The sequence below is a fragment of the Bacillus sp. C28GYM-DRY-1 genome, from assembly GCF_030519405.1.
Taxonomy (GTDB): domain Bacteria; phylum Bacillota; class Bacilli; order Bacillales; family Bacillaceae; genus Bacillus; species Bacillus spizizenii_A.
The window spans coordinates 81,408-107,470 of record NZ_JAUMKF010000012.1 but is presented as its reverse complement, the minus strand read 5'-3'; the positions used below and the strand labels follow the sequence as shown (position 1 = coordinate 107,470).

General features: G+C 46.0%; 28 protein-coding genes and 2 pseudogenes. 5 read left to right on the top strand and 25 right to left on the bottom strand.

Annotation, left to right across the window (positions count from 1 at the left end; genetic code table 11):
- Nucleotides 1-57: 57 nt before the first annotated feature.
- Nucleotides 58-492, bottom strand: a complete 435-nt coding sequence (lrpC, locus tag Q3W56_RS13325) for a transcriptional regulator LrpC (RefSeq protein WP_302895819.1) — start codon at nt 490-492, stop codon at nt 58-60.
- Nucleotides 493-677: 185 nt separating this feature from the next.
- Between lrpC and Q3W56_RS13320 the strand changes: the two genes are divergently transcribed.
- Nucleotides 678-968 (top strand): DUF3817 domain-containing protein, encoded by a 291-nt coding sequence (locus Q3W56_RS13320; protein ID WP_019713357.1) that lies wholly within the window; start codon nt 678-680, stop codon nt 966-968.
- Nucleotides 969-1,012: 44 nt separating this feature from the next.
- On the opposite strand, the gene amj is transcribed toward Q3W56_RS13320, so the two are convergent.
- From amj to Q3W56_RS13295, 5 genes are all read right to left on the bottom strand, one after another.
- The gene (gene amj / locus Q3W56_RS13315) at nt 1,013-1,822 is read right to left on the bottom strand and encodes a lipid II flippase Amj (RefSeq protein ID WP_302895818.1); all 810 of its coding nucleotides are present in this window, start codon (nt 1,820-1,822) and stop codon (nt 1,013-1,015) included.
- Between the two features lie 504 nt (nt 1,823-2,326).
- Complete coding sequence (locus Q3W56_RS13310; RefSeq protein ID WP_019713355.1) at nt 2,327-2,749, bottom strand: pyridoxamine 5'-phosphate oxidase family protein; 423 nt, start codon at nt 2,747-2,749, stop codon at nt 2,327-2,329.
- A gap of 78 nt (nt 2,750-2,827) precedes the next feature.
- On the bottom strand, nt 2,828-3,379 hold the full coding sequence (locus tag Q3W56_RS13305; RefSeq protein ID WP_302895817.1) for a GNAT family N-acetyltransferase: 552 nt from the start codon (nt 3,377-3,379) through the stop codon (nt 2,828-2,830).
- Nucleotides 3,380-3,466: 87 nt separating this feature from the next.
- Nucleotides 3,467-3,970 carry a D-lyxose ketol-isomerase gene (lyxE, locus tag Q3W56_RS13300; RefSeq protein WP_302895816.1) on the bottom strand — a complete coding sequence of 168 codons (504 nt, stop codon included), beginning with the start codon at nt 3,968-3,970 and terminating at the stop codon, nt 3,467-3,469.
- Between the two features lie 15 nt (nt 3,971-3,985).
- The gene (locus Q3W56_RS13295; protein ID WP_302895815.1) at nt 3,986-4,846 is read right to left on the bottom strand and encodes an SDR family oxidoreductase; all 861 of its coding nucleotides are present in this window, start codon (nt 4,844-4,846) and stop codon (nt 3,986-3,988) included.
- Between the two features lie 150 nt (nt 4,847-4,996).
- Between Q3W56_RS13295 and Q3W56_RS13290 the strand changes: the two genes are divergently transcribed.
- The gene (locus tag Q3W56_RS13290; protein WP_302895814.1) at nt 4,997-5,593 is read left to right on the top strand and encodes a class I SAM-dependent methyltransferase; all 597 of its coding nucleotides are present in this window, start codon (nt 4,997-4,999) and stop codon (nt 5,591-5,593) included.
- A gap of 16 nt (nt 5,594-5,609) precedes the next feature.
- On the opposite strand, the gene Q3W56_RS13285 is transcribed toward Q3W56_RS13290, so the two are convergent.
- The 4 genes from Q3W56_RS13285 to pbpC form a co-directional block, all read right to left on the bottom strand.
- Nucleotides 5,610-7,121 carry a class I adenylate-forming enzyme family protein gene (locus tag Q3W56_RS13285; protein WP_302895813.1) on the bottom strand — a complete coding sequence of 504 codons (1,512 nt, stop codon included), beginning with the start codon at nt 7,119-7,121 and terminating at the stop codon, nt 5,610-5,612.
- A 211-nt stretch (nt 7,122-7,332) separates the two neighbouring features.
- Entirely contained in the window at nt 7,333-9,423 is a 2,091-nt protein-coding gene (locus tag Q3W56_RS13280) for a BglG family transcription antiterminator (RefSeq protein WP_302895812.1), read from the bottom strand.
- 188 nt (nt 9,424-9,611) lie between these two features.
- On the bottom strand, nt 9,612-10,514 hold the full coding sequence (locus Q3W56_RS13275) for an aldo/keto reductase (RefSeq protein ID WP_302895811.1): 903 nt from the start codon (nt 10,512-10,514) through the stop codon (nt 9,612-9,614).
- A gap of 100 nt (nt 10,515-10,614) precedes the next feature.
- Entirely contained in the window at nt 10,615-12,621 is a 2,007-nt protein-coding gene (pbpC, locus tag Q3W56_RS13270; protein ID WP_302895810.1) for a penicillin-binding protein 3, read from the bottom strand.
- A 150-nt stretch (nt 12,622-12,771) separates the two neighbouring features.
- Between pbpC and Q3W56_RS13265 the strand changes: the two genes are divergently transcribed.
- The gene (locus Q3W56_RS13265; RefSeq protein WP_302895809.1) at nt 12,772-13,059 is read left to right on the top strand and encodes an antibiotic biosynthesis monooxygenase family protein; all 288 of its coding nucleotides are present in this window, start codon (nt 12,772-12,774) and stop codon (nt 13,057-13,059) included.
- Between the two features lie 5 nt (nt 13,060-13,064).
- Here the strand turns inward: Q3W56_RS13265 and Q3W56_RS13260 are convergent, their stop codons facing one another.
- From Q3W56_RS13260 to Q3W56_RS13220, 9 genes and pseudogenes are all read right to left on the bottom strand, one after another.
- Entirely contained in the window at nt 13,065-13,310 is a 246-nt protein-coding gene (locus Q3W56_RS13260) for a YczI family protein (RefSeq protein WP_014112683.1), read from the bottom strand.
- A 172-nt stretch (nt 13,311-13,482) separates the two neighbouring features.
- Nucleotides 13,483-14,124, bottom strand: coding sequence for a spore germination lipase LipC (gene lipC, locus Q3W56_RS13255; protein ID WP_302895808.1), 642 nt, complete (start codon nt 14,122-14,124; stop codon nt 13,483-13,485).
- 63 nt (nt 14,125-14,187) lie between these two features.
- Complete coding sequence (locus Q3W56_RS13250) at nt 14,188-14,940, bottom strand: IclR family transcriptional regulator (protein WP_302895807.1); 753 nt, start codon at nt 14,938-14,940, stop codon at nt 14,188-14,190.
- A 14-nt stretch (nt 14,941-14,954) separates the two neighbouring features.
- Nucleotides 14,955-15,962 carry a 5-oxoprolinase subunit C family protein gene (locus Q3W56_RS13245; protein WP_302895828.1) on the bottom strand — a complete coding sequence of 336 codons (1,008 nt, stop codon included), beginning with the start codon at nt 15,960-15,962 and terminating at the stop codon, nt 14,955-14,957.
- A 2-nt stretch (nt 15,963-15,964) separates the two neighbouring features.
- Nucleotides 15,965-16,687, bottom strand: a complete 723-nt coding sequence (pxpB, locus tag Q3W56_RS13240; RefSeq protein WP_302895806.1) for a 5-oxoprolinase subunit PxpB — start codon at nt 16,685-16,687, stop codon at nt 15,965-15,967.
- 45 nt (nt 16,688-16,732) lie between these two features.
- A pseudogene (locus Q3W56_RS13235) lies at nt 16,733-17,249 on the bottom strand (D-glutamate cyclase family protein).
- Nucleotides 17,250-17,272: 23 nt separating this feature from the next.
- Nucleotides 17,273-18,487 (bottom strand): NRAMP family divalent metal transporter, encoded by a 1,215-nt coding sequence (locus Q3W56_RS13230; RefSeq protein ID WP_302895805.1) that lies wholly within the window; start codon nt 18,485-18,487, stop codon nt 17,273-17,275.
- A gap of 16 nt (nt 18,488-18,503) precedes the next feature.
- Entirely contained in the window at nt 18,504-19,277 is a 774-nt protein-coding gene (locus Q3W56_RS13225; RefSeq protein ID WP_302895804.1) for a 5-oxoprolinase subunit PxpA, read from the bottom strand.
- A gap of 206 nt (nt 19,278-19,483) precedes the next feature.
- Nucleotides 19,484-20,233, bottom strand: a complete 750-nt coding sequence (locus Q3W56_RS13220) for a Cof-type HAD-IIB family hydrolase (RefSeq protein WP_302895803.1) — start codon at nt 20,231-20,233, stop codon at nt 19,484-19,486.
- A gap of 132 nt (nt 20,234-20,365) precedes the next feature.
- Between Q3W56_RS13220 and Q3W56_RS13215 the strand changes: the two genes are divergently transcribed.
- Nucleotides 20,366-20,530 (top strand): hypothetical protein, encoded by a 165-nt coding sequence (locus tag Q3W56_RS13215; protein WP_019713338.1) that lies wholly within the window; start codon nt 20,366-20,368, stop codon nt 20,528-20,530.
- A gap of 35 nt (nt 20,531-20,565) precedes the next feature.
- Here Q3W56_RS13215 and Q3W56_RS13210 read toward each other — a convergent pair whose 3' ends face one another.
- A complete protein-coding gene (locus tag Q3W56_RS13210; RefSeq protein ID WP_268398756.1) occupies nt 20,566-20,958 on the bottom strand; it encodes a 3-hydroxyacyl-ACP dehydratase FabZ family protein in 393 nt (130 codons plus the stop codon).
- Nucleotides 20,959-21,003: 45 nt separating this feature from the next.
- Here Q3W56_RS13210 and Q3W56_RS13205 point away from each other — a divergent pair.
- Nucleotides 21,004-21,141: pseudogene (locus Q3W56_RS13205) on the top strand (hypothetical protein); the annotation flags it as partial.
- Nucleotides 21,142-21,192: 51 nt separating this feature from the next.
- Here Q3W56_RS13205 and sipU read toward each other — a convergent pair.
- The 5 genes from sipU to Q3W56_RS13180 form a co-directional block, all read right to left on the bottom strand.
- Entirely contained in the window at nt 21,193-21,756 is a 564-nt protein-coding gene (gene sipU, locus Q3W56_RS13200; protein ID WP_302895802.1) for a signal peptidase I sipU, read from the bottom strand.
- Between the two features lie 133 nt (nt 21,757-21,889).
- On the bottom strand, nt 21,890-22,954 hold the full coding sequence (locus Q3W56_RS13195) for a tartrate dehydrogenase (protein ID WP_302895801.1): 1,065 nt from the start codon (nt 22,952-22,954) through the stop codon (nt 21,890-21,892).
- A gap of 87 nt (nt 22,955-23,041) precedes the next feature.
- Entirely contained in the window at nt 23,042-24,163 is a 1,122-nt protein-coding gene (locus Q3W56_RS13190; RefSeq protein ID WP_302895800.1) for a mannitol-1-phosphate 5-dehydrogenase, read from the bottom strand.
- A gap of 1 nt (nt 24,164) precedes the next feature.
- On the bottom strand, nt 24,165-24,596 hold the full coding sequence (locus Q3W56_RS13185; RefSeq protein WP_302895799.1) for a PTS mannitol transporter subunit IIA: 432 nt from the start codon (nt 24,594-24,596) through the stop codon (nt 24,165-24,167).
- A gap of 24 nt (nt 24,597-24,620) precedes the next feature.
- Nucleotides 24,621-26,057 carry a PTS mannitol transporter subunit IIBC gene (locus Q3W56_RS13180; RefSeq protein ID WP_302895798.1) on the bottom strand — a complete coding sequence of 479 codons (1,437 nt, stop codon included), beginning with the start codon at nt 26,055-26,057 and terminating at the stop codon, nt 24,621-24,623.
- Nucleotides 26,058-26,063 lie beyond the last annotated feature (6 nt).

The following is a 26,063-nucleotide window of genomic DNA, read 5'->3' as shown; positions in this document are numbered from 1 at the left end:
CACTTCTCTTTCTTTCACGCTCATCCTTTTATTATAACAGACTTGAACAAGCCCTCTCTAACTGCGCCCGTTTTTCGTGTCAATCTCTGAGAAAATAACGTGAGTGACGGTTTGCGCGTAGGGCGATGTTTTGTTAATGAATTCTTCTACCGCTTCGAGGCTTTCAGCGTTAATTTTCAGCATGTAGCAGGCTGCTCCCGCAATCCGGTAGCAAAATTCGATATTCGGCAATGTTTGAATATAACTTTGGAACCGCTCGTAATTCGCGTTTTTGACGGTTGCTTCCACAATGCAGGAAACAGGAAGCCCCAGCTTTTTCTGATCGACCTCCAGCGTGTATTGCTTAATGATCCCGAACGATTCAAGCTGCCTTACGCGTTCTGTCACTGATGGCGGCGACAGCTTAATTTTCCTGCCTAATTCCCTCATTGACAAACGGCTGTCTTTCTTCAGCTCCTCAATGATATTCAGATCAATCTGATCAAGTTTCATTTCAACATCCTTCTTTTATGATTTTGTACACATTATCTCGGGTATTTTTGTAAATGACAAGTACAGTCCCCTAGAAATAGCATCTAAAAATGAATGTTTTCCGAACATTTTCTGAAAGCTGTCATATGCGCTCTCTGGATTGTTTATAGTATAGAATGAAAACGTGTCCACAAGGAGGGCGATTTATGCTGCAAACGCCGATCGGAAAACTTCGCACAATGGGTTTTATTGAAGGAATGTCACTCTTAATCCTGCTGTTCATCGCCATGCCGCTAAAATATTGGGCGGACCTTCCGCTTGCGGTGACAATTGTCGGTTCGGTTCACGGCGGGTTGTTCATTTTGTATTTGCTAGTCTTGGCGTATGCAACCTTCTCTGTCAAATGGCCGCTGAAATGGTCAGCCGCCGGCTTCATCGCCGCTTTTGTCCCGTTCGGAAACTTTTTGTACGACCGCGGATTAAGGAAATATAAATAAGTAAGCGCGAAAAAGGCTGGATTTTTATAATCCAGCCTTTCTTATCAAAACCACTTTGTCAGCCACGCGATATAGTAGGCGCCCGGAATAAACATCAGCTGGGCGAGGAGAGTGCCCGCCACCCTTGACGTGACCATCGTTACAGAGGTCCATTTTAAATACGTATAGCTTCGTTTTCCTTTTGCCACATCATCGGCAAGAACGGATACCTTAGGATCAACAAAAATCGCCAGCAGCATCGTCGCAATTCCGTTAATCAAGCCCGATGCCATAACGGCTGTCGTGCTGCGCTCCGGCGCCAGAAGGCCTGCGTACAAAGCTGAGAGCACGCCAATCGTATAAATCGATGTGATCAGCATGTTGATGACAAACAAACGCTTCGGAATCAAGCGGATGTGAAATCCCTTTACATATGAAAGAGACGGCAGACGCAAATAGGAAAGAGCATTTTTGAACCCTTGCTTCGAGAATCCCTTTCGAAACACTTGAAAAACGGAGCCGCCGCCGCTCGCCAAGTGAATAATCGCCCGTGAAAAAAGAGCAACAAAAGACGGGAGCAGGATAATGCCCAGGATGGTGCCGACTGTCGATCCGAATATCAAGAAGCGGAACTGCTCGCCTACAATCGCAAGGGCATTTTTTCCAGCATTATCAATTAAATGTCCAGTAAAGGGCTGCTGCACCATGTTCGACATCCTGGACACGATGACGATGACATTAAATAGGGAAAGCGCGGACGCAATAAATCCTACGCGTGCCCCGGAAAGCCTTGTGGCATAAGCTAAGGTTTCTATTGAGTGAATCAGTAATAAAAAACAGAAAATAAAAAGCACTTGTGTTGTCATGACATGCACGTTATTCTTCCTCCAATTTCATCCTAGAGATAAGACTGAAAAGAAGACAAAGAGGTTTCAGTGCGGGGTGTTTTTTAACAATAAAAAACCGCCGGCGTATGCCGAACGGTTTGTCTTATTCTTTTCTATACGCAAATAAAGATTATATCATCCGCCAAGTCGGGCGGGTTAGATTCATAAAGCATTGTTCCGAAGAATCATTCTGGAAAGTAAACACCATGGAAATTTCTTGCACACAAGACAACGAAAGCCCTACCTCTCAATCGTCACTGCGGCTCCGAAGCCGCGCCGGTGTGAATTGTAAAACAAAAAAGTCTTTTTTCCATCTCATCGTTAGGGGCGATTTGTTATGAAGGAAAAGAATAAGGGCAGCTGGTTATGCTGCTTGGGAAGCGGTAAGCTTCTCTCTCAAAACAGAAAAAAGAAGTTTACTTTCTTTTTTATTTGCTTATTTTTCTTACTAGCTATTCATGATAACATATCGCCCCTGAAAACACAAATTTTTTATAGTTCGAGTGAGACCGGTGTTTTCTCTCCGGCATTCATTAACCTGATATCCTCCGGTTCAATTTCAAGAATCACCAGATTCGGATCATCCTTACCGTCAAACCAGCGATCTAATTTGGAACTCCATATTTTGTCCTTCAGTTCTGCCGAGTTGTTGATTTTGGCTTTTCCTTCAACTTCAACATACGCGTCGCCAAAGCCTTCACAATCATAGCCTAATAAAATGTGAACGTTGGGGTTGTTTTCAATTTCTTCGGCTTTATGAGTGTCTTTGCTTGTCGGTGTATAAATCGTCAGCCCGTCATGAAAAAACGTCATGTAGCGGGAATGCGGTTTGCCCTTCTGAACCGTTGCGAGCGAACCTACTTTATGGTGATCTAGAACATCAAGTACTTTTTGTTTAACGTCTTGCTGATTCATCTCGAATCACTCCTTTTTAACGTCTCCGCTGTTACTTTTCCACATCTGGGTAAGATTTAAACAAAGAAAATGCGCGCTTTATTTTGAATCTTTCCATTCACGCTTCAGCAAACTGTAATAAACAAGGTCATGATACCTGCCATTAACGAATAAGCCGTCCCGTGCCTTTCCTTCCTCTTGAAAGCCGAGCCGTTCCGGGACCGCTCTGCTTTTTTGGTTCTCGACAGCAGCACAGAGAGCAACGCGATTCAGCCCAAGTTCTTCAAAAGCATACGTGATAAGTGTTCTGCAGGCGGCGGTAACGATGCCTTTGCCTTCAAATTCTTTGGCAATCCAGTATCCGATTTCCGCTTTTCGATTGATCTGGTCTAGATGATGAAGGCCGATCATGCCGCATAGGCTGCCGTCATAAAAGAGCCCCGCTTCGATGCTGCTAAGGTCCGCATACTCCCGCCGCCAATCTGGAATGATCGTTTCTCTGTATGTTTCAGCACTGCTTGGATTTTCCGCAAAAAACAGCCACTTGCCGAGCCTCTTCTGATTTTCGATCATGAGTTCAGCAAGCCGCTCGGCATCCTTCGGCTCCAATAATCGAATGGTGATATGCTCATTTACCTTGCAGGTGAACATTCCCTCGCCCTCTTTCCTTTTTTACCCATTATAACGATGATTCCTTTTTTTTCAACACAAAAAAGGATGGGCTGTTAAGCCTCATCCTTATATTCTTGGATCGGTAAAGATATCATGCTTATCTGTGCTCGTTGAGGACATTTCCGTCACGACAGCACCTTCTTCTCCGGCCTGGAACCAATGCTTTGTGTTTGGCGGAATCGTATATTGCCCGCCTGGTTCTAGTTCAATTTCGTGCCAGACCGTATAGTGTTCTCTGTCCTCCTGCGGAGGGAGAACCTTTGGAAGCTCCGTTTTTTCTCCTTCTACGTAAAGATACACTTTACCGTAGCGGCAGCGGAAGGTCTCCTGCTTGCCTTTCTGGCCGTCGACCGGCGGATGGCGGTGTTCCGGGCAAGTCTGTCCCGGAAACAGCACCAGTTCCTTTGAACAATAACGGTCTGTATTGACGTAGACAAAAAGCTGGAGCCCGACTTTTCTTTCTTTCCCTAAGCCGTAGTCCATGAGCTGAATTTGGTCTACTTCCTCGTCTGTTAATACAATGCCTGCTTTTTGATAGTAGCTGTTCACTTCTTCTTTCGTGATGCCCATATGTCTCACTCCCACTTATGTCGTCACAAAATTTCCGCCGTTGACATGCAGTGTCTGGCCTGTCATGTAAGATGACTCATCTGATGCCAGCAGCACATAACAGCCGACGTGCTCAACAGGCTGTCCAGGACGGCCCATCGGCGTATCTTGCCCAAATTGGGCGACTGTTTCACCAGAGAATGTAGCTGGAATTAATGGCGTCCAGATTGGCCCCGGCGCGACTGCATTCACACGGATGCCGTCTTTGACAAGCGCCTGCGCCATTGTTCTTGTAAAGGCATTGATTGCCCCTTTTGTCGCTGTATAATCAATCAGGGTCGGATTCCCTACGTACGGGTTGATGGAAGTCGTATTGATGATGGCGCTGCCCGGTTTCAGATAGTCAATTGCTTTTTTAGTCAAATAAAATTGAGAATAAAAGTTTGTTTTGAATGTGCGGTGAAGCTGTTCGCCTGTAATGTCTTTGATGCTTTCCTTCGGATGCTGTTCACCGGCATTGTTTACAAGAATGTCAAGGCCGCCTAATTCCTTGACCGTTTTTTCAACCGCTTCATTGCAGAATTCCTCTTCGCCTACGTCACCAGCGATCAGCAAGCATTTGACGCCTTCTTGTTCTACACGTTTCTTCGTCTCTTCAGCGTCTCCATGCTCATCCTTATACACAATGGCGATGTCAGCTCCTTCCTTTGCGTAAGCAACGGATACCGCGCGTCCGATCCCGCTGTCCCCGCCTGTAATAAGCGCTACTTTCCCTTTTAGTTTGTCTGCTCCTTTATAATCCTCATACTCATACACCGGACTTGGATTCATTTCGCTTTCAATTCCCGGCTGGCGATTTTGGGTTTGGGACGGCAGTTCTTTTGGATAATTGGCCATGATAATTCTCCTCCTTTGTTTTCGTGTCTATTTGTTGTGTACCTCGCACGTTCGTTGGATAAACATGGGTTGGCACCTTCGCATTGCTTTATCAGAAAAATGTTTCACATGAAACGGAAGGAGGAAATAACTTTCAAAGGGGGTTGCTGAATGATTAATATGCTTTCTAAAAAATTCAGCAAGCCAAAGGGCGTATTCGGCATGATTGCCGGGTACATCATGGCTGCTGAAAATAAAACATTGAATCAGTGGACAATAGATCTGCTGGGGATCACACGCGGGGACAACATTTTAGAAGTGGGGTTTGGGCCGGGCTACTGCATGGAACAGATGCTGAAACGTGAAAAGGACATTCATCTTCATGGGATTGATGTGTCAGAGACCATGCTGAAACTGGCCGCCCGCAGAGTAAAATCGAAGGAAGTGCGCCTGATACAAGGAAGTGTCGAGACATTTCCTCTCATTGCCTCGTTTTATGATAAAGTAATTTCCGTTAACAACTACACCATCTGGAATGACCAGGAAAAAGGCATGAAACAGATTTACCAGGCGCTAAAGCCCGGCGGCAAAGCAGCGATTACGATGCAGCCGCGGGAAGCGGATGCGAGTCCCGAGAAAACCAAATCATTTGGAAAACAGATGATTGCAGACTTCAAAGCAGCCGGCTTCGAAGACATTGAGCTGCAATTTAAAAACATTAAGCCCGAGCTTTCCGTCTGTGCAACAGCAAAGAAGCCCGCCATATAAAGTGGCGGGCTTCTTTTTATGAATGTACAGCCTGCTTGCGCAAGACGTCTTTTTTTACCTTGCCGAGGTTGTTTTTCGGCAGTTCTTTAACAAATTCGACTTCAGGTATTTTGTATGCGGATAGTCGTTCTTTACAGAATGCGATGACATCCTCTTCCGTTATACGCTGGCCGGCGTTTGTCACGATAAAAGCTTTCGGCTTTTCACCGTACAGTGGATCTGGAATACCGACCACAGCTGTTTCAAGGATTCCCGGAATCTGCTGGATGACTTCTTCAACCTGATCCGGATAGACGTTATCGCCTCCGTAAATAATGACATCCTTATAGCGTCCAGTGATGAAAATAAAACCATCTTCATCTACATAACCTGAATCTCCGGTTCTGAACCAGCCGTTTTGCAGCACTTTCGCTGTTGCTTCAGGATTGTCTTCATAGCCTTTAAATAAGAATGGGGTATGAACAACGATTTCGCCAATTTCCCCTTGAGGGAGTTCTTCTCCCGTCTGAGGATTTTCCACTTTGACTTTAACACCTGCCACAGGCTTTCCTGCAGAGGCCGCTTTATCCATTCCCATATCAGGCATCCATGTGCTGATTCCCCAAGCCTCAGTGCTTCCATAGCCGTGCGCGAGCGGAATGCCAATATCAAGATAGCGGCGGATCAGGCTGCTTGGCACTTTTGTTCCGCCTGTCATTAATATCACAAGCGAAGATAAGTCAGTTTGGTGCGTTTCCCACGCTTCAAGCAAGTACGTGTAAAACACAGGAAGAGCCATCACAGTCTGAATTTTTTCTTCTTCAATGACCTTCAGCATGTGAACAGGGTCTTGATCCTTTGTATATACAAATGTTGTTCCTGCAAACGTTCCAAGCATGATGCAAATGAGCGCACTCGTATGGTAAATCGGATGGCACGCGAGGAAACGAAGCCCCTTCATGCGTGCTGCTGAGCTGCTGGATCTTTGGACGTATCTGTAGATGCCGCCATGTGTGATCATGCATCTTTTCGGGTTTCCTGTAGTACCAGACGTAAACATCAGCAGCGCTGTATCATCTGGGGAAACCATTTCAGTTTCTGGCAAATGATCAGAACCGGCAAACAGAGCTTCAAACTCAGCAGACGTTTCGTAAGCTGTTCCTGTTTCTATTGTGATATGCAATGTAGACAGTTCGGGAAGAACTTCGCCAAGTGTCTCTTTAAACTCCGCTCCGTAAAACATCGCTTTCGGTTCACTTGCTTTTAAAATGCCTGTCATTTCATATGGTTTCAGCTGCCAGCTGACAGGTACCACAACAGCACCTATTTCAAGCGCCGCAAACATAACAGTTGATGCAGGATGGCCGTTTTTGCAAAGCAATGCGACACGGTCGCCCTTTTGAATTCCTTTTTGAAGCATGGCATTCGCCAGCTGATTAATCCGTTTACGGTAACCTGCATATGTCAAGGCATGGTTTCCGCTTTTTACAGCCTCTATATCTTCGCTATTCGGCATGTCATGCAGAATCAGATGCTGTAATGTTTCCATATTGTCATCTCCTACATTCTCTTGAATCTTCAATTATTTGTTAGATTATCTTCCTTACCTCACCCATTTTAACCCAAAAAGGATAACTTGTAAAACTATTTCATTTTGGAATTATTCCATTGATGAATGATAAAATAGTCCCGCTTTTTCTTATTTTGCACCCTATCCACATAAAAACACACGCCAATCTTTTGACGTGTGCCATGCCGGATTACAGGAGTTTTTTTCCCTTCATCCATGTGAAAAATATGTGATTTAACCGCTGATACAGTTCTTGCTCTCCCTCTTCCTGAAACCCCGCCATGCTCTCTCTGCTCTCGATTATTGCGGAGCTGATGGCGCTTAAAATCTCCGATCCTTCAGCAGATAATGAGCCCGGGGCCATCATGACGAGGATGCGTGTCATGCTGAGGGTATTTCCGTCCATGCCATTCACTTCATAAGAGGTGCTGAGATCATATATTTTGAAAAAGGGCAGGACGATTTCATCATTTTTGAGATGATATAGCGCCATGTTCGTCCCCGGTATTCCCAATCCCCCTTGTTTCTCCCGCTCTGCCAGGCAAACCGCCGCTTTTTTCGGATCACGGATCAAGCCATCCTTCTTCAGCTGTTGAAAAAGCTCTAACAGAAGCATACTATGAACAGGGCTTGTTTTGAGGTGAGTTAGTGTAAAGTGGCGCAGAACATCTTGAATGACGGCCATGTACCGCCCCATGCTTTCCGCCGCTGCCAGCATGTCGGGTACATCAGCATGCTGCGTGTCTTCCTTTGAATTTCTATTTTTGTCAAGAATGAGCGGAATTTTCCGCTTGATGTACTGCTTCACCTGGTTTGTGTCTTCCTCATTTAAAAGCGGGCTGACCATAATGTAATCAATGGATTCGTAAGGAATCGGAACGGTGGAAACAATCAAATCGTAGGATTGAACATCCCTGCCCTTCAGCTCGATCAAGGACGACATGTCGAACGATTCAATGTCCGGCAACTCTTTCTTCAGTCTTGAAGCAAGCATTTTCGAAGAGCCGATCCCGCTTGAGCATACGACAAGCGCTTTCACTTTTGCTTCTTCTTTTTTGATTTCAAGGGCGGACCCGAAGTGAAGGACGATGAAAGCGATCTCATCATCAGAAAAGGACATACCCGGAAAATACTTTTCCACGCCTTCTTCGATCGCCATATAAAGCAGAAAATAATCGCGTTTGATCTGTTCCTTCATCGGATTGTATATCTCGATATTTTCTTTTATGCGGCTGACGGCAGGCTCCAAATGGGCGATCAGGCCTTCATATAAAGAGTAGTTCTTCGTGAGATCCATTCTGATTTTGTCCGAAATAAAAGCTATGAGCCGCTTTGTTTGCAGGGCTGTTTCCAGTTCGATTTCCTGCGTTTTGTATTCTGTCTTATATTTGCGATTGGCGCTTCGAAGGTGGATGGTGATATAGCCGACCTCTGCCTCTGGAATTGTCACACTAAAGGCACGTTCAAGCTCGCCAGCGATTGCAAGCGCGGAGCTGTATTCTTTCACACTTTTCAGTTCCTCAAGCTCATTTTGCTCCATGGTGATGGTTTCCCCAAGCTTGATTCGTTCAATCGCAAACGTCAGATGGACGACGAGCGCTATATAAGAGCTGTCGGACAATGAAAAGGCGATTTCTTCTTTCAACTGAAATAGAATCCGCTCCATTTTTAACAGCTCGCCTTTGCTGACTACGCCAAACATTTTTTCTGATTCTGAAGAATCGGCTTTACCTTTGATGTTTAATTCAACAGCTTCCAAAAACATTTGGATGTCGAGACGGTTCACAATCAGGTTGCCGACAATTTTACGTTTTGCATTCTCCGGTCCAATGAGCTGGATGCCAAAACCTCTTTTACGGATCAGTGTCAATCCGAAGGGAGAAATCCATTTCTCCAGATCGTCTAAGTCATAACTGACTGTGGCATTCGTCACCTGCAGGTCATGGGCTAGCGTGTACAGCTTGACGGGCTCCTGAGACTCTAATAACGAACAGAGAATGAGCAGTTTCCGTTCGTCCGCGCTATATTCATGCTGTTCATATGATAAATCGGTAAGCAACTTTTGTTTATCCTCGGGACTGCCCACTGCTTTCAGCCCTTTTCCAGGCTGTTTATCCAGCGTAATCCCGACGGTTTCCATTAGCGGCTTAATTGATTTGAGCTCTCTATGGATGGTTCTCGTGCTGACTTCCATCAGCTCAGCAAGCTCAGTTACGGTTACATATCGATTTTGTAATAACAAGTGCTTTAAAAGCTTTTGTTCTCTGGCAGTCATATACATAAAAAAGGCCTCCTAGACAGTCGTGATGTGCGGATGAAGTCGCAAGGAGATACAAGAGAGGGTAAAGAGAGGTTTTCTTAATAATATAAAACGCTTTCAATTGAGTTTCAATCAAATATAAATGGTAATTTGGCACTAAGCGGTGTGACAATATTGAAAAAGCACCAGCTGCTAAGCTGGTGCTTTTGTTAAGGAATATCGTAACCCTGTACGGCTGTCAAAATACGGAACCACTGTTCATGGTCAAGCTTGTATGCCAAAGCATTTACTGCGGCGGAAATCCGCTCGCGTTTTCCGCTTCCGACAATCGGCATGATGCCGGCCGGATGCGTGAACAGCCATGCGTACATCACCTCGTCCAATGAAGCGGCGCCGATTTCCGCCTGAACGGATTCGAGCGCCGAGCGGACGCGGCGGTCTTTTTCCGTGTCCCCAGTGAAAACGTTGCCTCCTGCCAGCGGTGACCATGCCATCGGCGAAATCCGTTTTTCTTGGCACAAATTCAAAGTGCCGTCCAGAATATTTTCTAATTCATATGCAGAAAGCTCAATTTGATTGGTCACAAGCTTCTCAGGCAAATACGATTCCAGCATGCGATACTGGTGATCTTTAAAATTTGAAACGCCGAAGTGTCTGACCTTGCCGGAGCATTTCAGCGCTTGAAATGCCTCTGCTACTCCCTCTGGATCCATGAGCGGGTCCGGTCTGTGAATCAGCAACACGTCGATATAATCCGTTCTAAGGTTTAGAAGGGATTGCTCAACAGATGCCAAAATATGTGACTTGCTTGTATTATAATGATGCGATTTGTGAGCGGGACGTTCAGGTGATTCTAGAACGATGCCGCATTTAGTGACCAGCTCTATGTTTTCCCTTAATCCAGGCGAAAGGGCAAGGGCGTTTCCAAACAGCTTTTCGCACGTATAGCCACCGTAAATATCCGCATGATCAAAGGTTGTGATGCCGTGATCGATACACCATTCAATGAGGCTGAGCAGCTCGGCATCTGAATAGTTCCATTCATTCAGCCGCCAAAGCCCGTGTATGACTCTTGAAAATTGAAGATCCTCCGCCAATTGAATACGCTGCATGCAAAATCCCTCTTTCCTTTGTATAAACCGGGTTTTGCCCCTTAATAGTTCATTCGGCCTCAGATCCCCTTTTTCCTTTCGCTCCCGTCAAAAAGGCATTTTAATTCGATTGAAATTGTTTTTTCGCTTTTTCAACGACATAGTGGCTGCCGCCGCGGTCCTGCACATTTTGGATCATCATGGCGACAAGCAGGTCTTTGTTTTTGTAATCGTAGCCGACGAACCAGCCATTTTCCGCGCCATCTTTATCATCTTTTGATGATTTCAGCTCGGCTGTTCCTGTTTTCCCGGCAACAGTGATTCCTTTTACGGCAGGCTGATACGCTGATCCGCGCTCGTCTTCCACAACGCCCTTCAGACCTTTTGTAATGTCTGCCGCGCCTTCCTTCGTGACGACTTGCTTGTGCCAAACATCAGCTGTTTGCGAATCTTTTTTGATTAGCGTCGGCTTGACAAGATCTCCGTTGTCGACAAATGGCGTGTAAGCAGCTGCCAAGTGAAGCGGAGACATTTGCATTTGTCCTTGTCCATACCCTGTATCAGCAAGCAAAATGTCTGAATCGAGCTTGTCATTTGCGATAGACGATTGCTGAATCGGGAATTCATATGGGATATCCTCTGAGAAGCCGAACGCTTTCAAGCCTTTTGTGAAGTTGCCTGCTCCCATATCAAGCGCGTTCTGTGCAAAATAAATATTGTCTGAGGTGATGAGGGCATTTTCAAGATCAACTTGCTGAAGGCTCTCTGACACACGTGTCACTGAATAGCCGCCCCAACTTGAATCTTTTTGCCACTCTTTTCCTTTGATGGTTTTCTTCTCATCGGCTTCCAGGGTGCCGTTTTTAATTCCGATGGCAGCCGCAATCGGTTTAATCGTAGAACCTGGTGCGTATGTCTTGTTAAATTTCGCTGAAAACGGATTGTTTTTATCTTCGTTTAGTTTTTTCCATTCCTTATCGCTCCAGCCGAAAATAAATCCGTTTGGATCGTAAGAAGGCGCGCTGACAAGTGCGAGTGTTTCGCCTGTCTTCGGCTGCAGCGCGACTGCCGTCCCGCTGTCATCCTTCAGTTCTTCATACAGCTTCGTTTGCGTTTTGATATCAATTGTAAGATGAAGATCCTCGCCGTCCTTCGCTTTCTTTTCAGCGATGACTTCTCCGGTTTGCGGCACGTAGATTTTCCATCCGGTTGTGCCTCTTAGCTTGTCTTCATACACATTTTCAAGACCGGCGATGCCGATGTTAGACGTATCGCTGTACGTTCCGTCTTTCTTTTTCTTCAGTTCTTCCGCAGTGATGGCGCGGACATAGCCTGTCAAATGGGCTGTCTTTTCGCCATACGGATAATATCGGGAGCTGATATTCCTTCTTGTTACACCTTGTAATGATGTCGCCTCAGACACTAATTTTTGCTGGTCCGGCTTGACCTTTTTGACAGGCACAAACGAATCGTCCTTGACCCAGCCTTGATCCAGCTTTTTCTTGATATCGCCTTCAGTCAAATCAAGCTTTTTCGCGAGGTCTTTTATGACTTTTTCTTTTTTGTCGCCAAGCTCTCCGGGAACAACTCCGATTTCTGGAACATCTGTATTGATGGCCAAGCCTTTCCCGTTTTTATCGTAGATTTGGCCGCGTTTTGGTTCAATGCTCATAATTTGTACCGTTTTGTCATCAGCCAGCTGCTTGAAAATAAACGATGGGTCCCAATCTATATTCCATGACTCCTCGTCATCTGTTTTTTCTAATTTCAGCACAGCGGTATTTTTGAAGCTGACCTTGCCCGCATTTGTATCCATGCTGACTTTATACGGGATATGCTTCATCGTTTTGTTGTCTTTATCGTCTTCATCCACTTCTCCCGCAGTGACTTTCAGATGTTTTACGCCTGCCTGTTCATAGATGGTTTTATACCTGTTGACGAAATCTTTTTTGGAGATTTCTTTTTTGACATCTTTGGTCAGGCTTTGATACATGTCATCGAATTGCTGATCGTTCCACTGTTTTACGAATGCTTCCATGCGATCCTCTGGTGAATCTGTCTTGGAGCATCCGATTAACCCGATCAATCCGACGCATAGAAATACTAGTAGAATACACTTTTTTAACATGACTTTCCCCTGCCTTCCACCTATTATTTTCTCTTAAATGAATTGGTGCGTGCAAGTTTTTTTGAAAATGAAGGAAAAGGTTCTTCAATTTTGCAGAAATCTCCTCTCGTTTGCTGTAGACTATTTGAAAAGAAGGAAAGAAGGGATGACATGGTCAGAGAGGCAGCAATGCTTCACATTAAAGAAGGGCTTGAACAAGAGTTTGAGGAGGCGTTTCGCCAAGCGGCGCTGATTATTTCCGCCATGAAGGGCTATATCACTCACTCGTTATCAAAATGCATGGAAGAAATACATAGATATCTGCTGCTTGTGGAGTGGGAAACACTTGAGGACCATACGGAAGGCTTTCGCGGTTCTTCAGAGTATCAAGAGTGGAAAGCCTTGCTTCATCGGTTCTATACCCCATTCCCGACGGTCGAGCATTTTCAGGATGTGTAATAGATTTATATAATATGAAGTGTAAAACCGATGAGAGAGACAGACCATACGAAAACGGCGGTATAAATATTAAAAGCGCCTGATCCGTCGTTTTCTTTTTTGCGCTCTTCAAGCCCCTGCATAAACATGACGGCGCCAAGAAAGACGAGCATGACCGATTGGATAACAGAGGTGTGTTCCGTATATTTAAAAGCAATAAGCGCCAGTACAATAATGATAACAGCAAAAGACATTTTAAAAATCCGAAACAAAAGGACCATCCTTCCTTATATACGAAATATTGAACGACATGGCTATATTTGCCTACGCCCTCCATTATTCTAGCGCACTTTTTTTGTCTGTAGAACAGAAGAAAGGGAATTTTAAGTTTCTTTTAATATTTCTTTCACACATAAAAACGCGCCCTGCCATAAGGCGCGTTTTCTATGAAACTGACAATTCTTTATAGCCTAACTTGTGCACTGCTTCAGCCATCGCTTGATAGCCCTTGCTGTTCGGATGGACACCGTCAAAGGACAGATATTCCTGTTCTTTACCTTTGAAAATGCTGTAGGCATCCACAATCTTGACACGGGGCGCTAATGCTAGTTCTTCTAAATGTGAATTAAAAGATGTGATCCATTTGCCAGCGATTTCAATGCCGGGAAACGGATTGTATAAGTTGAACACACGGATGGCGTACGGGGACGGGTTTACTCCTTTGATCTCAGCGATTTTGGCAATCATCTTTTCAAAATTCTCATGGCAATGGGCGGATACACGGCTGAAGATCGTTTCGTCCTTAGACGTCTGGTAGGCTAAGACCGAATCGATGAGATCGTTTCCGCACCCTGTGATGGTTACCACGTCAGCATCTTGAATACATTTTTGCACATAGGGATATGACAGAAGCCCCAGAATTTCTTCTGTATTTAAGCCTGATTTGGCAAAGATGGAAATTGCCGTTTTTGTTTTCAAGTCGGCTTGCATCATGTCTCCGAAACGGTGGACGAAGCCGGGAGAAAACAGCCCGGAGCCTCTCCCTGTCGTCAAAGAATCCCCCAGTGCTGTATATCGAAGCACCATGTTCTTTCCTCCACTCCTGAACGTCGATACGTTAATGTACGCAGCGAAGAAAAGATCGGCTACTTATGAATACCCTATTTTTCTGGAAATCTGTAAAGCGGCAGCCTTCACCTTTTCTGTTAAATAAGGCAGCCTGTCTTCTGTAAATCTCGCTTCTAAGCCTGCAATGCTGATGCCGGCTGCCACTTGACGCTTATGGTTAAAAATCGGGGCGCCGATAGCCGCTGTATAGTTTTCGAGCTCTGAATAGCTGACGGTATAGCCATTTTGCACAGAGGCATCAATCTCCTGCAACAGTTTTTCAGGATCGGTAATCGTTCCGGAGCCAATTGCAAGGAGCTCAGTTTGTTTGATATATGTTTCGATTTCTTCACGGGGGAGAAAGGACAAAATGCTTCTGGCGCACGCTCCCGCATACAGAGGAGAACGCCTGCCGATCGCCGTGTACAGCCGTACAGTCTGTGTCCCTTCTATTTTCTCAACATATATCGCTTCATTGCCATCCCTCATGATCAATTGCACAGCCTCATCCACTTCCCGGCACAGCTCTTCCATCACCGGTTTCGCTATTTTTCTGATATCCAGTCTGTCAGCGACAAGCTGTCCGAATTCCAAAAACACTAGTCCCAGCGAATAAGCGCCGGACGAATCACGATTGAGGAACCCCATTTCCTCTAAAGAGCTGACCATCCGGTGAACAGAGGTTTTCGGCATACCTGACAGTGATACCAGTTCACTTAAGGTAAGGCTTGGTTCATGCAAAAACAAATGAAGCAGAGCCATAGATTTGACTACGGTTTTGTTTTTATTCTGCATATTCATCCCCTTTGTTAAGTCAGCCATTCCATCTTCATTCTCGTTTTCAGTTCTTTTATATGCTGTTCCCGTTCTATCGCAAGCGCTTCCGCTTTTTGAAGGGATATAGGCTCAAACTGGATGTGCTCGCCCGGCATGATTTGGGAGACAATCGGAAGATCAGCGGATATGATATGCGCGATTCTCGGATAGCCGCCGGTCGTTTGCCGGTCTGCAAGCAGGATAATCGGGTTGCCGTCAGGCGGCACCTGAACTGTTCCAAACGAAACCGCTTCTGACACCATCTCCAGCGGTTCCTTTAATTCGAGCGGTTCTCCTTTGAGTCTGTAACCCATACGGTCGGACTGTGGCGTGACACGAAATGTTTCTTCATAAAAACGCGTTTTCGATTCTTCTGTAAAATAGCCGAATTGTTTTCCTTCCAGCACCCGAATGACAGGATTCTTTTTCAATGGCAGAAACCTCCCGCGGCTGACCGACCACTTCGGCGCTGCAAATCCCTGTTTTCCAAGTTGCGGGCTTAATCGGGAAAGAATGGCTTGCGAAAGAGATGACGTCTCTCCAATGGATAGTTCATCTTCCTTTTGAAGCGCTCTGCCATGAAGTCCGCCGATCCCCGCTCTGACGTACGTGCTTTTGCTTTCCATGACGGCAGGCACATCGAAGCCACCAGCTGTTGCTAAATACGCACGGCTGCCGAGTTTGCAGGGACCAAAGCTGACCGTGCTGTTTTCCTTGACGAGCACGGGCTTCCATAAAGGGGCTTCCTCTTCATTAATACGCAAAGTGAAGTCCGCCCCTGTCACCGCAATCAACGTCGTTTTTGAAAAATAAAATGACGGACCGGGCCCCATCAGCGTAATTTCAAGACCGGCTTCATTTTCGCTATTGCCGATTAGCAGATTGGCAATGCGCAGCGAGACCGTATCCATGGCTCCGCTTGCCAGAACGCCGTATTTTTGATACCCCGTTCTGCCTCTATCCTGAACCGTTGTGAGCAGTCCGGGCTTTAACACTTTCATGCTCAATTGGACTCCTCCTTATAGGCGTGATAGTCATCCTCTGAGATACGCACGAATTTAACAATATCTCCCGCCCTCAATAACGTCGGCGGGTTTTTCTGCGGCCGAAACAGAGCCAACGGCGTTTTGCCGATCAGCTGCCAGCCGCCCGGCGTTGAAATCGGATACACACCTGTTTGCATTCCTGCAATTCCAACTGAACCGGCGGGAATCGACGGCCTTGGCGAAGATTTCCTCGGAGCGGCGATGCGTTTTGACATCCCGCCTAAAAAAGGAAAACCAGGAGCAAAGCCTAGCATATACACCACATATTCCCCGCTTGTATGAATATCAATAACTTCCTCTGGTGACAGGTGATTAATCTTCGCCACTTCTTCTAAATCAGGCCCGAATTCACCGCCATAGCAGACGGGGATTTCTACAATACGGCGGTTGTTCTCATAGTCTATAGCGATTTCCCTCAGTCTTTCTTCGACATCGCGTTTGACCTTCTCAAAAGGTGAGCTTATGCCTTGAGGCAAATGCTTGTATACTTCATACATATCATAAAATACCGTCAGACTTGTAAAAGCCGGGATGCATTCAATGAATCCCGGAAATGGCTGTTCTTCTATATAAGCGGCCGTGGCATGGACAAGGCCGTTAACCTGCTCGTTTATTTCTTCTCCAAATCGGATCATCATTGCAGAATCACCGAGCTGCTCGATTTGAAATTGTTCAGTCATCTTTCTCACCTCTTTTTATTTCTCGTTCATTTGGAGGACGAGAGGTTACAGCACAGCAAGCGACTCGTCTCGAATATCTGTGATGAGCATGTGCCCCGGCGCATGTGTGATGACCATTTCAGGTTTTACATTCATAGCCACGGCTTGTGGTGTCACCCCGCACGCCCAAAAACAGGAATCTCTCCTTCACGAATGGAAACGGCATCACCAAAATCCGGCTTGTCCAAATCGCGAATGCCGATTGCTCCCAGATTGCCGATATGAATCGGCCCTCCGTGCACAGCTGGAAAACGTGAGGTCACTTGTGCGGCGCGTACAGCCAGCCGTTCTGGAACGGGTCTCATGCTGACAACCATCTGTCCAACGGCACTGGCGAACCCGCTTCTGTCACATCCAGCACAGGACAGGGCTTTTGATTCCGCTGGCAAAACAGCAGGAAGTCAAACGCAAGGTCTTTCTTTAGAATCACAAGATTCGCTTGGGCATAGCCACCGGACATTCCTGCGGTCGTCCCGGTTATTTTTCCCTCTCGTATTAAGGCGCGCACATCCTTTGGCGCCATTTTATTTAATTGTTCCACCTTTATCAGCTCCACAATTGAGGAAGTTGTGTAAATAACGTGTAGACTCCCATAATCGCCATTACGATTACAACCAGTGCACCTGAAACGGTCAGCCAAAGCGGATGTTTATAATCACCAATAATCTTTTTCTTATATGCGGCAATAAGCAGCGTTCCGAGTGCAATCGGCAGAATCAAGCCATTCAGTGAACCGACAAGCACGAGGATTTTCGCAGGCTGTCCGATTGTGACAAAAGCTAACGTAGAAATCACGATAAACCCGATAATAATGCCGCGGGAATTCCTTTCAATTTTCGGAGAAAAGGTTTTAAAGAACGAAACAGACGTATAAGCTGCCCCGATAACAGAGGTAATGGCCGCAGACCACATGATCAATCCGAAAATTTTATAACCAACATTTCCAGCTGCAAGCTGGAACACTGAAGCCGCCGGATTGCTCTCGTCAATATGCAGGCCTTTTGAAACAACGCCGAGCACAGCTAAGAAAAGGGCAATTCGCATAACAGATGTAATTAAAATTCCGGCAACTGAGCTTTTTGTTACCTGCGGAATCGCTTCCTTTCCTTTAATGCCAGCATCCAGTAAGCGGTGTCCCCCAGCAAACGTGATGTATCCGCCAACTGTCCCGCCAACAAGTGTTACAATTGCAAATATACTGACTTGTTCAGGGGCAAAGGTGTTTGCCGCAGCCTGTCCGACTGGCGGTGCAGACGTAATGGCAACGTACAGTGTTAAAATGATCATGGCAAAGCCCGCAATTTGCGTAAAGCGGTCCATTGCTTTTCCTGCTTCTTTAATTAAAAAGATTAAAATGGCAACAACAGCACTGATCAAAGCGCCTGTTTCTGGTGTAATGCCGAACAGAACTTGAAGTCCGAGTCCGGCACCTCCGATATTCCCGATATTAAAAGCTAGTCCGCCAAGCACGACAAGAATGGCGATGAAATATCCCAGTCCCGGAAGCACCATATTCGCAATTTCCTGACCGCGTTTTCCAGACACTGCGATGATGCGCCAGACATTGGTTTGAGCGAATATATCTAAAATAATAGAGATTAAGATAACAAAACCGAAGCTTGCCGCGAGTGTGTTTGTGAATGTTGCGGTTTGTGTCAGGAAACCTGGGCCAATTGCCGAGGTGGCCATTAAAAAGGCGGCACCCATCAGCAATGACCAGCTGCCCGCTTTTTTTCCTGCATTTTTTTTCTGCTGCTTCATCTAGAGTGATCCTCCTTTATGTTGACTTCTGTGCTGAGATAGCCGTCACTTCAATTCCTGCCGCGTTGAGTTGTTTTCTGATTTTTTGCGCAAATGTCAGCGCACGGGCTCCATCTCCATGGATGCAAACGGTATCTGCTTTTAATGACACATCATGTCCTTGCTGAGATGTGACCGCCCCTTCTTTCACCATTTTGATTACCTGTGTGACGGCGGCATCATCACTTTCAATGAGTGCATCCGGCTGGGAGCGCGGTGTCAGCGTGCCGTCCGCTTGGTATGTTCTATCGGCGAACACTTCATTTGCCGTCTGAAGTCCGAACCGTATTCCCGCTTTTACGAGCTCGCTCTCAGCAAGACCGAAAAGAACCAGATCGGGATCAACCTTATAGACAGCTTTCGCGATAGCCTCCGACAGCTTTTGATTGACTGCCGCCATATTGTATAAAGCGCCATGCGGCTTGACGTGCTGCATGTGAAGTCCCTCTGCTTTTAGAAAACCAGAGAGTGCGCCAATTTGATAGACGACGAGATCATACGCTTCCTCAGGGGTAATCGCCATATTACGGCGCCCAAAACCGAGTAAATCCGGCAAGCCTGGATGTGCGCCAATTTTCACGCCTTTTTCTGCCGCAAGCGCGACTGTTTTCCGCATGACGCTAGGATCTCCTGCATGAAATCCGCATGCGATGTTCGCTGATGTGACATATTCTAAAATATCTTGGTCAAGGCCTATCGTGTAGGCTCCGAAGCTTTCTCCTAAATCACAGTTCAAATCAACCCGAAACACAGAATCCCTCCTGCCAAAGCAAACGATATGCTTGATATATTTATCGTTCCGAAATTCGGAATGACTATTCCGAATTTTTGAACTTTGCTTCAATTATAATCAATCATATCAGTTTGTGAAATACTTTTGTCAGAAAACCTACCATGGTCCCAAAAGAAAACCTGCCAAACTAAAAACAAAGAGAGTCCATCTTAGGACTCCCTTTTTTATAGTACCCAATGGCAAATCGCTTTTGCGACACCATTCTCAATATTTGTATCCGTAATCCAATCAGCCGTTTCTTTCACGGTGTCTTGCGCATTGCCCATCGCGATGCCCAGACCCGCTTCTTTGATCATCGCGATGTCATTAAGGCTATCACCCATCGCCATCACATTCTCCATCGTAAAGCCGAGTTTTTCAGAAACCTTTGCAAGGGCTGCGGCTTTGTTAATGCCAAGCGCGTTGACTTCAATGTTTGTCGGGCTTGAATTTGTGATTTCGAGCTCTTTGTTTTTTCTCAGCTCCTCCAGCACTTCGTTTCGGATGTCGTCATCCTCAATGTCAAAGCCGAATTTGAGCCATTCATGATCTGTAATGTTTTCCGGAAACTCGCCTCTCCATACTTTATTTACGGTAGAAGCCCAGAAATTGGTGTTGTGCTTATTCCGCAAATCCCACATCATTTGAATATGATCTGTATGAAGCAGCTTGCGTTCCACCAAATTAAAATTCGAGTCCCAGATTTCGCTGCCGTTTGCCGTGATTAAAAAGGATGACAGCTTCAGCGATTCCGCCAGCTCCCGGCACGTCATCAGTGTCCTGCCCGTGCTGATCACCACGTACACGCCCTTATCCTCGGCTTCACGAATGGCTTTACGGTTTTCATCCGAGATCAGCTGCTCGTCATTCAGCAGCGTTCCATCCATATCAATTGCGATCAGCTTGATATCTACATCTTCTCTTTGAATAGACATATATGTACCTCTCTTTGCCTTTTAGTTGTTCTTCTTTCTATTCTAATACATTATACCCAGCGGAACAAAAAAGCGATTTCACATGTTTGAAGTGCGCTGATAAGAGGAAAACAAACGGTGAGGTGATGAAACATGACAGAAAGAAAACAGCAAAACCGGCCAAATGAAAACCCCGAACACAATGACTTAACCGATCCGATTCCGAATGAAGAGCTAAAGGAAAACATGAAGGATGAAAAACACAAACGGCAGCAAAGAGATGACTCACAAAGCGAACGGGATTACGATACGAAATAATAGAACCCCTCACAAATCGTTGTGAAGGGTTTTTTTCATTTTTCAATATAAATGCCGATTTCAGCTTCAGCAACAGGCTGCCCGCCCACTGACGCCTTGGCATGTCCAAACACAAACCCGCGGCGATTGCGTGTAACGTCAAACGTTAGATCAAGCCGGTCACCGGGCATGGCCGCACCCAGTTTTTCCGCTTTCTTCACGGAAGACAATAAGCCTAAGCTGTTCTCATCCGTAACCCCTGTAAAAGCCGCGGTTTGCGCAAGTGCTTCAATCACAAGTGAAAACGGCATTTCTGTTTGCGTATCAGTGATATACCAGTCGTTCTCACTGATCAGCTTATACGCTTCCGCATGTTTGCCGGGCTCGCTTTCCTTTACGCCATCAATAAACAAAAACGGATAGCGATGTGGCAAAGATAATGAGTTCATTCTATTTCTCCTTTTTGACTATTATATATCAGCCTTGAGCTGATCAATTTGGAGATTTATCAATTTGATGCTCTTCAGGGCTTTGCCAATTCCGAGTCGGTTTATTTTGACAGGCCACTCTTCTTCAAAACGCTTTCCATCATCAAATACGAGGCAGAAAAACCGTCCGCTCTGTTTTATTAAAGTTCTCATAGATGCGTACAAATTTATCAGTGATGTCAGCTGATATCCGTTTTATTTTGCTTGTCTCATCTCACCGAACGGATAAAAGACGAGAGATTCAGTACCGATGATATCTTTATCAGTTGGCATCCCCATTCCGTTTCTGCTATCCAACGAATTGAGACGATTATCTCCCATTACAAAATATTTCCCTGATGGAACCTCAACTTCGAAGTCACCTGTTAAGGGTACACCCAACTCTTTGACCTCTTGTTTTTGCTCCAATAGGTACGGCTCTTCCACCTTCTTACCATTTATGTATAGCTGATCATCCTTCATTTTAATGCTGTCACCAGGCAAACCGATTAATCGTTTGACAAATGAACGGCCGCTCACTTTATCATGAATGACTATGATGTCCCCTCTGTGAAATCCGCCTGTATATTTGGCTGCTTTGTCAACCAGAATTCTTTCTGAATCTCTAAGAGTCGGAGCCATTGATGAGCCTTCAACGAGATAGGGCTTGTAAAATACCATTCTGATCGTAAAAACGAGCGCTGCGATAAAAACAATACTGAGTACAACGATCCATTTGGTTTTTATTTTTTGCTTTAACGTAATTGATTTTGCATTCAACTTCCTTCACCCAAAACCTTCCTAAGAATTCCAAATCATTATACAGCATTTGGATCTTCTTGGTTAGTCTTTTGTGGACATTTTTGTAAGGAAATTGTTTGGCCGGGGCAACCACTCGCCCCGGCCTGTTTCATCAAAGTTTTCTTAAACGCGCACAGATTTCGTCCGTGACCTCAGCCGTTGTGCTTTGTCCGCCAATGTCGCGTGTTTTGATGCCGTCAGCTGTTACTTGTTCCATCACGTCGAGAATCTTTGCTCCCAGTTCTTCCTCTCCGAAATGGTCAAGCATCAGCTTCGCAGTCCAAATCTGGCCGATTGGATTGGCAAGGCCCTGGCCGGCAATGTCGGGAGCTGAGCCGTGAACCGGTTCGAACATGGATGGATATTTGCCGGACGGGTTGATGTTCGCAGAGGGCGCAATACCGATGCTTCCCATCAGGCTTGAGCTGATGTCCGTTAAAATATCACCGAACAGGTTACTTGCCACAATGACGTCAAACGTTTCCGGACGCGTTACAAAAAAAGCGGCCAACGCATCAATATGCTGGGATGACGTTTCGATTTCGCTGTAATCAGCGGCAGTCTGCTGAAAGACTTCATCCCAAAACGGCATCGCGTGATAAATGCCATTAGACTTTGTCGCACTTGTCACATGGCCGCGCCGTTTTTTCGCCAATTCGAAGGCAAAGCGCATGACACGCTCTGTTGCTTTTCTCGTAAATACGGCATTCTGAATGGCGATTTCATCATTGCCCCTGTGAATGCGTCCGCCGACTTCACTATATTCACCTTCACTGTTCTCGCGAATCACCATAAGATCAAAATCATTTGGATGCAGAAGCGGCGACGTTATGCCCGCCATTTGTTTGGCAGGCCTCATATTAATGGAAAGCTCAAGCTCCCTCCGGATTTTCAGCAGCAGCCCCCATAACGAAATATGATCAGGGACCAGCTTCGGATTTCCGACCGCCCCCAAGAAAACCGCTTCGAATTGAGTAAGCGTATGTATTCCGTCTTCAGGGATCATTTCGCCGTGCTCCATGTAATAATCACAGCTCCATGGAAAAGACGTAAATGAGAATGACAAACCCCCGTGCACCTCAGCCGCTGTATGAAGCACTTTTTCGGCAGCCGCCACTACCTCTTTTCCTACTCCGTCTCCCGGTATTGCCGCAACCTCGAATTGTTTCATTGTCATTCTCCTCTCCCTGTTATCGTAAGCGTTTTCTATTATACTAGATTGCGAGATGGTAAAAAAAGCCCGTGACATGCTGTCACGGGTCGGCTATTGATTCAGTTTCTTTAAAACGATGGCATGCAGCGGTTCATGAGATTGAATGCCACATACCTCTTGAAGCACGGCGCTGTATCCTTTTTCTTCGATCAGCGCTTGCAGTTCAACCGCTTCAGGGTCTCCAGTGTAATCGAAGCGCAGGGCTGCGGCAATCCCTTCCGCCAGTGCATTCGGCTCTTTTATTTTCTTTGCCGGGCCTACGAGTCTATCATTTTGCCCCAGTTTTCTGAGAGGTGATCTCGCCACGCGGGTCACATCGTCCGTAATAAAAGGATTTTCAAAGCGTCCGATGATTTTTTTGATATATTGTTCGTGTTCGGCTTGTTTAAAGCCATACGTTTTGATGAGATAGTCACCCGTTTCAAGCAGCGCTGAATGAACGACACGGCGGATTTCCGGATGATCGATTGCTTCTTTGACTGTTTTGAGTCCGCGCTGATAGCCGACATACGCTGTCACTGCGTGTCCGGTATTGACCGTAAACAGCTTCCGTTCGATGTACGGTGTTAAATCATCAACAAACAGCGCTCCATTTATGGTCGGCGTTTTCCCTTTAAAGCCTGATTCATCAATGACCCATTCAAAAAACGGTTCAACCGATACTTTGAGCGGATCTTCATGATGCTGAATCGGCACGATTCGGTCAACGGCGGAATCCGGAAAACCGACCGTTTCACTGACGGACTCCTGCTCCGCTTCTGTTAAATGGCTGTATATCTCTTTCTTCAGGAAGCTGCTCCCGCCCATCATATTTTCACAAGCAATGATATTCAATGTGTTTGAAGCGTCTCTTCGTCTTAACCCTTCTGCGATAGACGGGGCAATCAGCTTTAACACGTTCGGGCCGACCGCTGTTGTGATGAGCGCCGCCTCATTGATCAGCCGATACAGCTCCTCTGGCTGACAGCCGCTGTTAATGGCGCTGACCGGGCCGATCACTTCTGATGAATGACGCTCTGCAGCCAGCTCCACTGTGTATTCCTTTTTTTCATTGAGAAGGCTGACCATCATATCGTTCACATCCGCAAACACCACATCATAACCAGAGTGGTGAAGCAGCGCGCCGATAAACCCCCTCCCGATATTTCCCGCACCGAAATGTAAGGCAATCATGTCAGTTCACCTCGTTGAAAATGGCGATCAAATCTTCTTCGCTTTTCGCAGAGATCAGGCGTTCAATATTTTCTTCTTCTGAACAAATGATGGCGATCTTAGACAAAATGTCTAAATGCTCATTATTTTTGCCAGCAATGCCGAATACCACTTTTACCGTGTTGCCTTCTCCGTACTCGACACCATCAGGAATCTGTATAATTGAGATTCCTGAGTGAAGCACCTCGCTTTTCGCTTCTTCAGTGCCATGTGGAATGGCAATGAAATTCCCCATAAAAGTAGAGGACGTTTCTTCCCGTTCAAACATTTTGTCAATGTAATCTTCTGTCACATAGCCGTTGTCAATCAGCGTCTGGCCTGCCATTTTGATGGCTTCTTCTTTTGATGATGCCTTTTGATTGAGTTTAATATTTTCCTTTGTGAGTACTTGCATGAGTATCACTCTCTTTCTATGAGATTACTTTTTAAGCTTTTCAATAAGCTCGTCATATTTCGGGCTGTTTAAGAAGTTATCCACTGATATGTGCGTCGCGTTTGGCAGCTTTGCTTTCGCGCGATCTGTTAAATCTTTATGGGTGATGACAATGTCCGCATCGCTTGGCAAATTGTTAATGGCCGTGTTGGTCACACTGATATCCAGCTCCGCCTTTTTCACTTTGTTTCTTAAGATGGATGCCCCCATGGCGCTTGATCCCATTCCCGCATCACACGCAAAGATAATCTTGTTTACGCTTTCAGGAGACAGCTCAGACGCTTCTCCAGCTTTTGCTTGTTCTGCCTCTAAAGCAGCGGCAGCTTGGCTTTTCTTCCCCTTCATGGACTGCATTTTTTCTGTTGCGGCAGCGAGGTCTTCTTCACTTGCTTTTGAAGATTTCAGGATCACTGCTGATACGATAAACGAAACAGCGGCAGCGACCAATACACCCGCCAATACGCCAAAGTATCCTCCTCTTGGCGTCATCGCCATCAATGCGATTATGCTTCCCGGTGACGATGCTGCGACAAGTCCGGCATTAAAGATTGTGAACGTTAAGAGTCCGCTTGCTCCGCCGGCAATGGCCGCCAGAATCAAGGCCGGCTTCATCAAAATGTACGGGAAGTAAATCTCGTGAATTCCGCCGAAGAAGTGAATGATCGCCGCACCGGGAGCCGTAGATTTTGAAGAGCCTTTGCCAAAGAACATGTACGCCAGCAAAATGCCGAGCCCCGGTCCAGGGTTTGCTTCTACTAGAAATAGAATTGATTTTCCCATTTGGGCTGCCTGCTCGATTCCGATTGGGCTTAAGATTCCATGGTTAATGGCGTTATTGAGGAACAACACTTTCGCCGGTTCCACAAAAACGCTGGCTACAGGCAGTAAATTCGTGTGTACAATGACTTCCACACCAGCCGCCAGCAGTTTGTTTAACGTCAGGACAACCGGGCCGATGGCGTAAAACGCGAGAATCGTCAAAGCCGCACCGACAATCCCTGCCGTAAAGTTGTTGATGAGCATTTCAAAGCCTTGTTTGACTTTATCCTTGAATAATTTATCAGTCTGTTTAATGAGGTAACCGCCAAGCGGCCCCATCATCATTGCACCTAAAAACATTGGAATATCCGACCCGACAATCACCCCGATTGCCGCTGTCGCCCCGACGACTCCGCCGCGGTGGTCGTAAATCATTTTTCCGCCTGTATACGCTATCAAAAGCGGCAGTAAATAGGTGATCATCGGGCTGACAAGTGTATTCAGCTGTTCATTCGGAATCCATCCCGCTGGAATAAACAGCGCGGTAATGATGCCCCACGCGATAAACGCACCGATATTCGGCATGATCATTCCGCTCAAATAACTCCCGAAGCGCTGCACTTTCACCTTCATGCCGCCTTGCTGCTGTTCTTGCTGCTGCATATATAA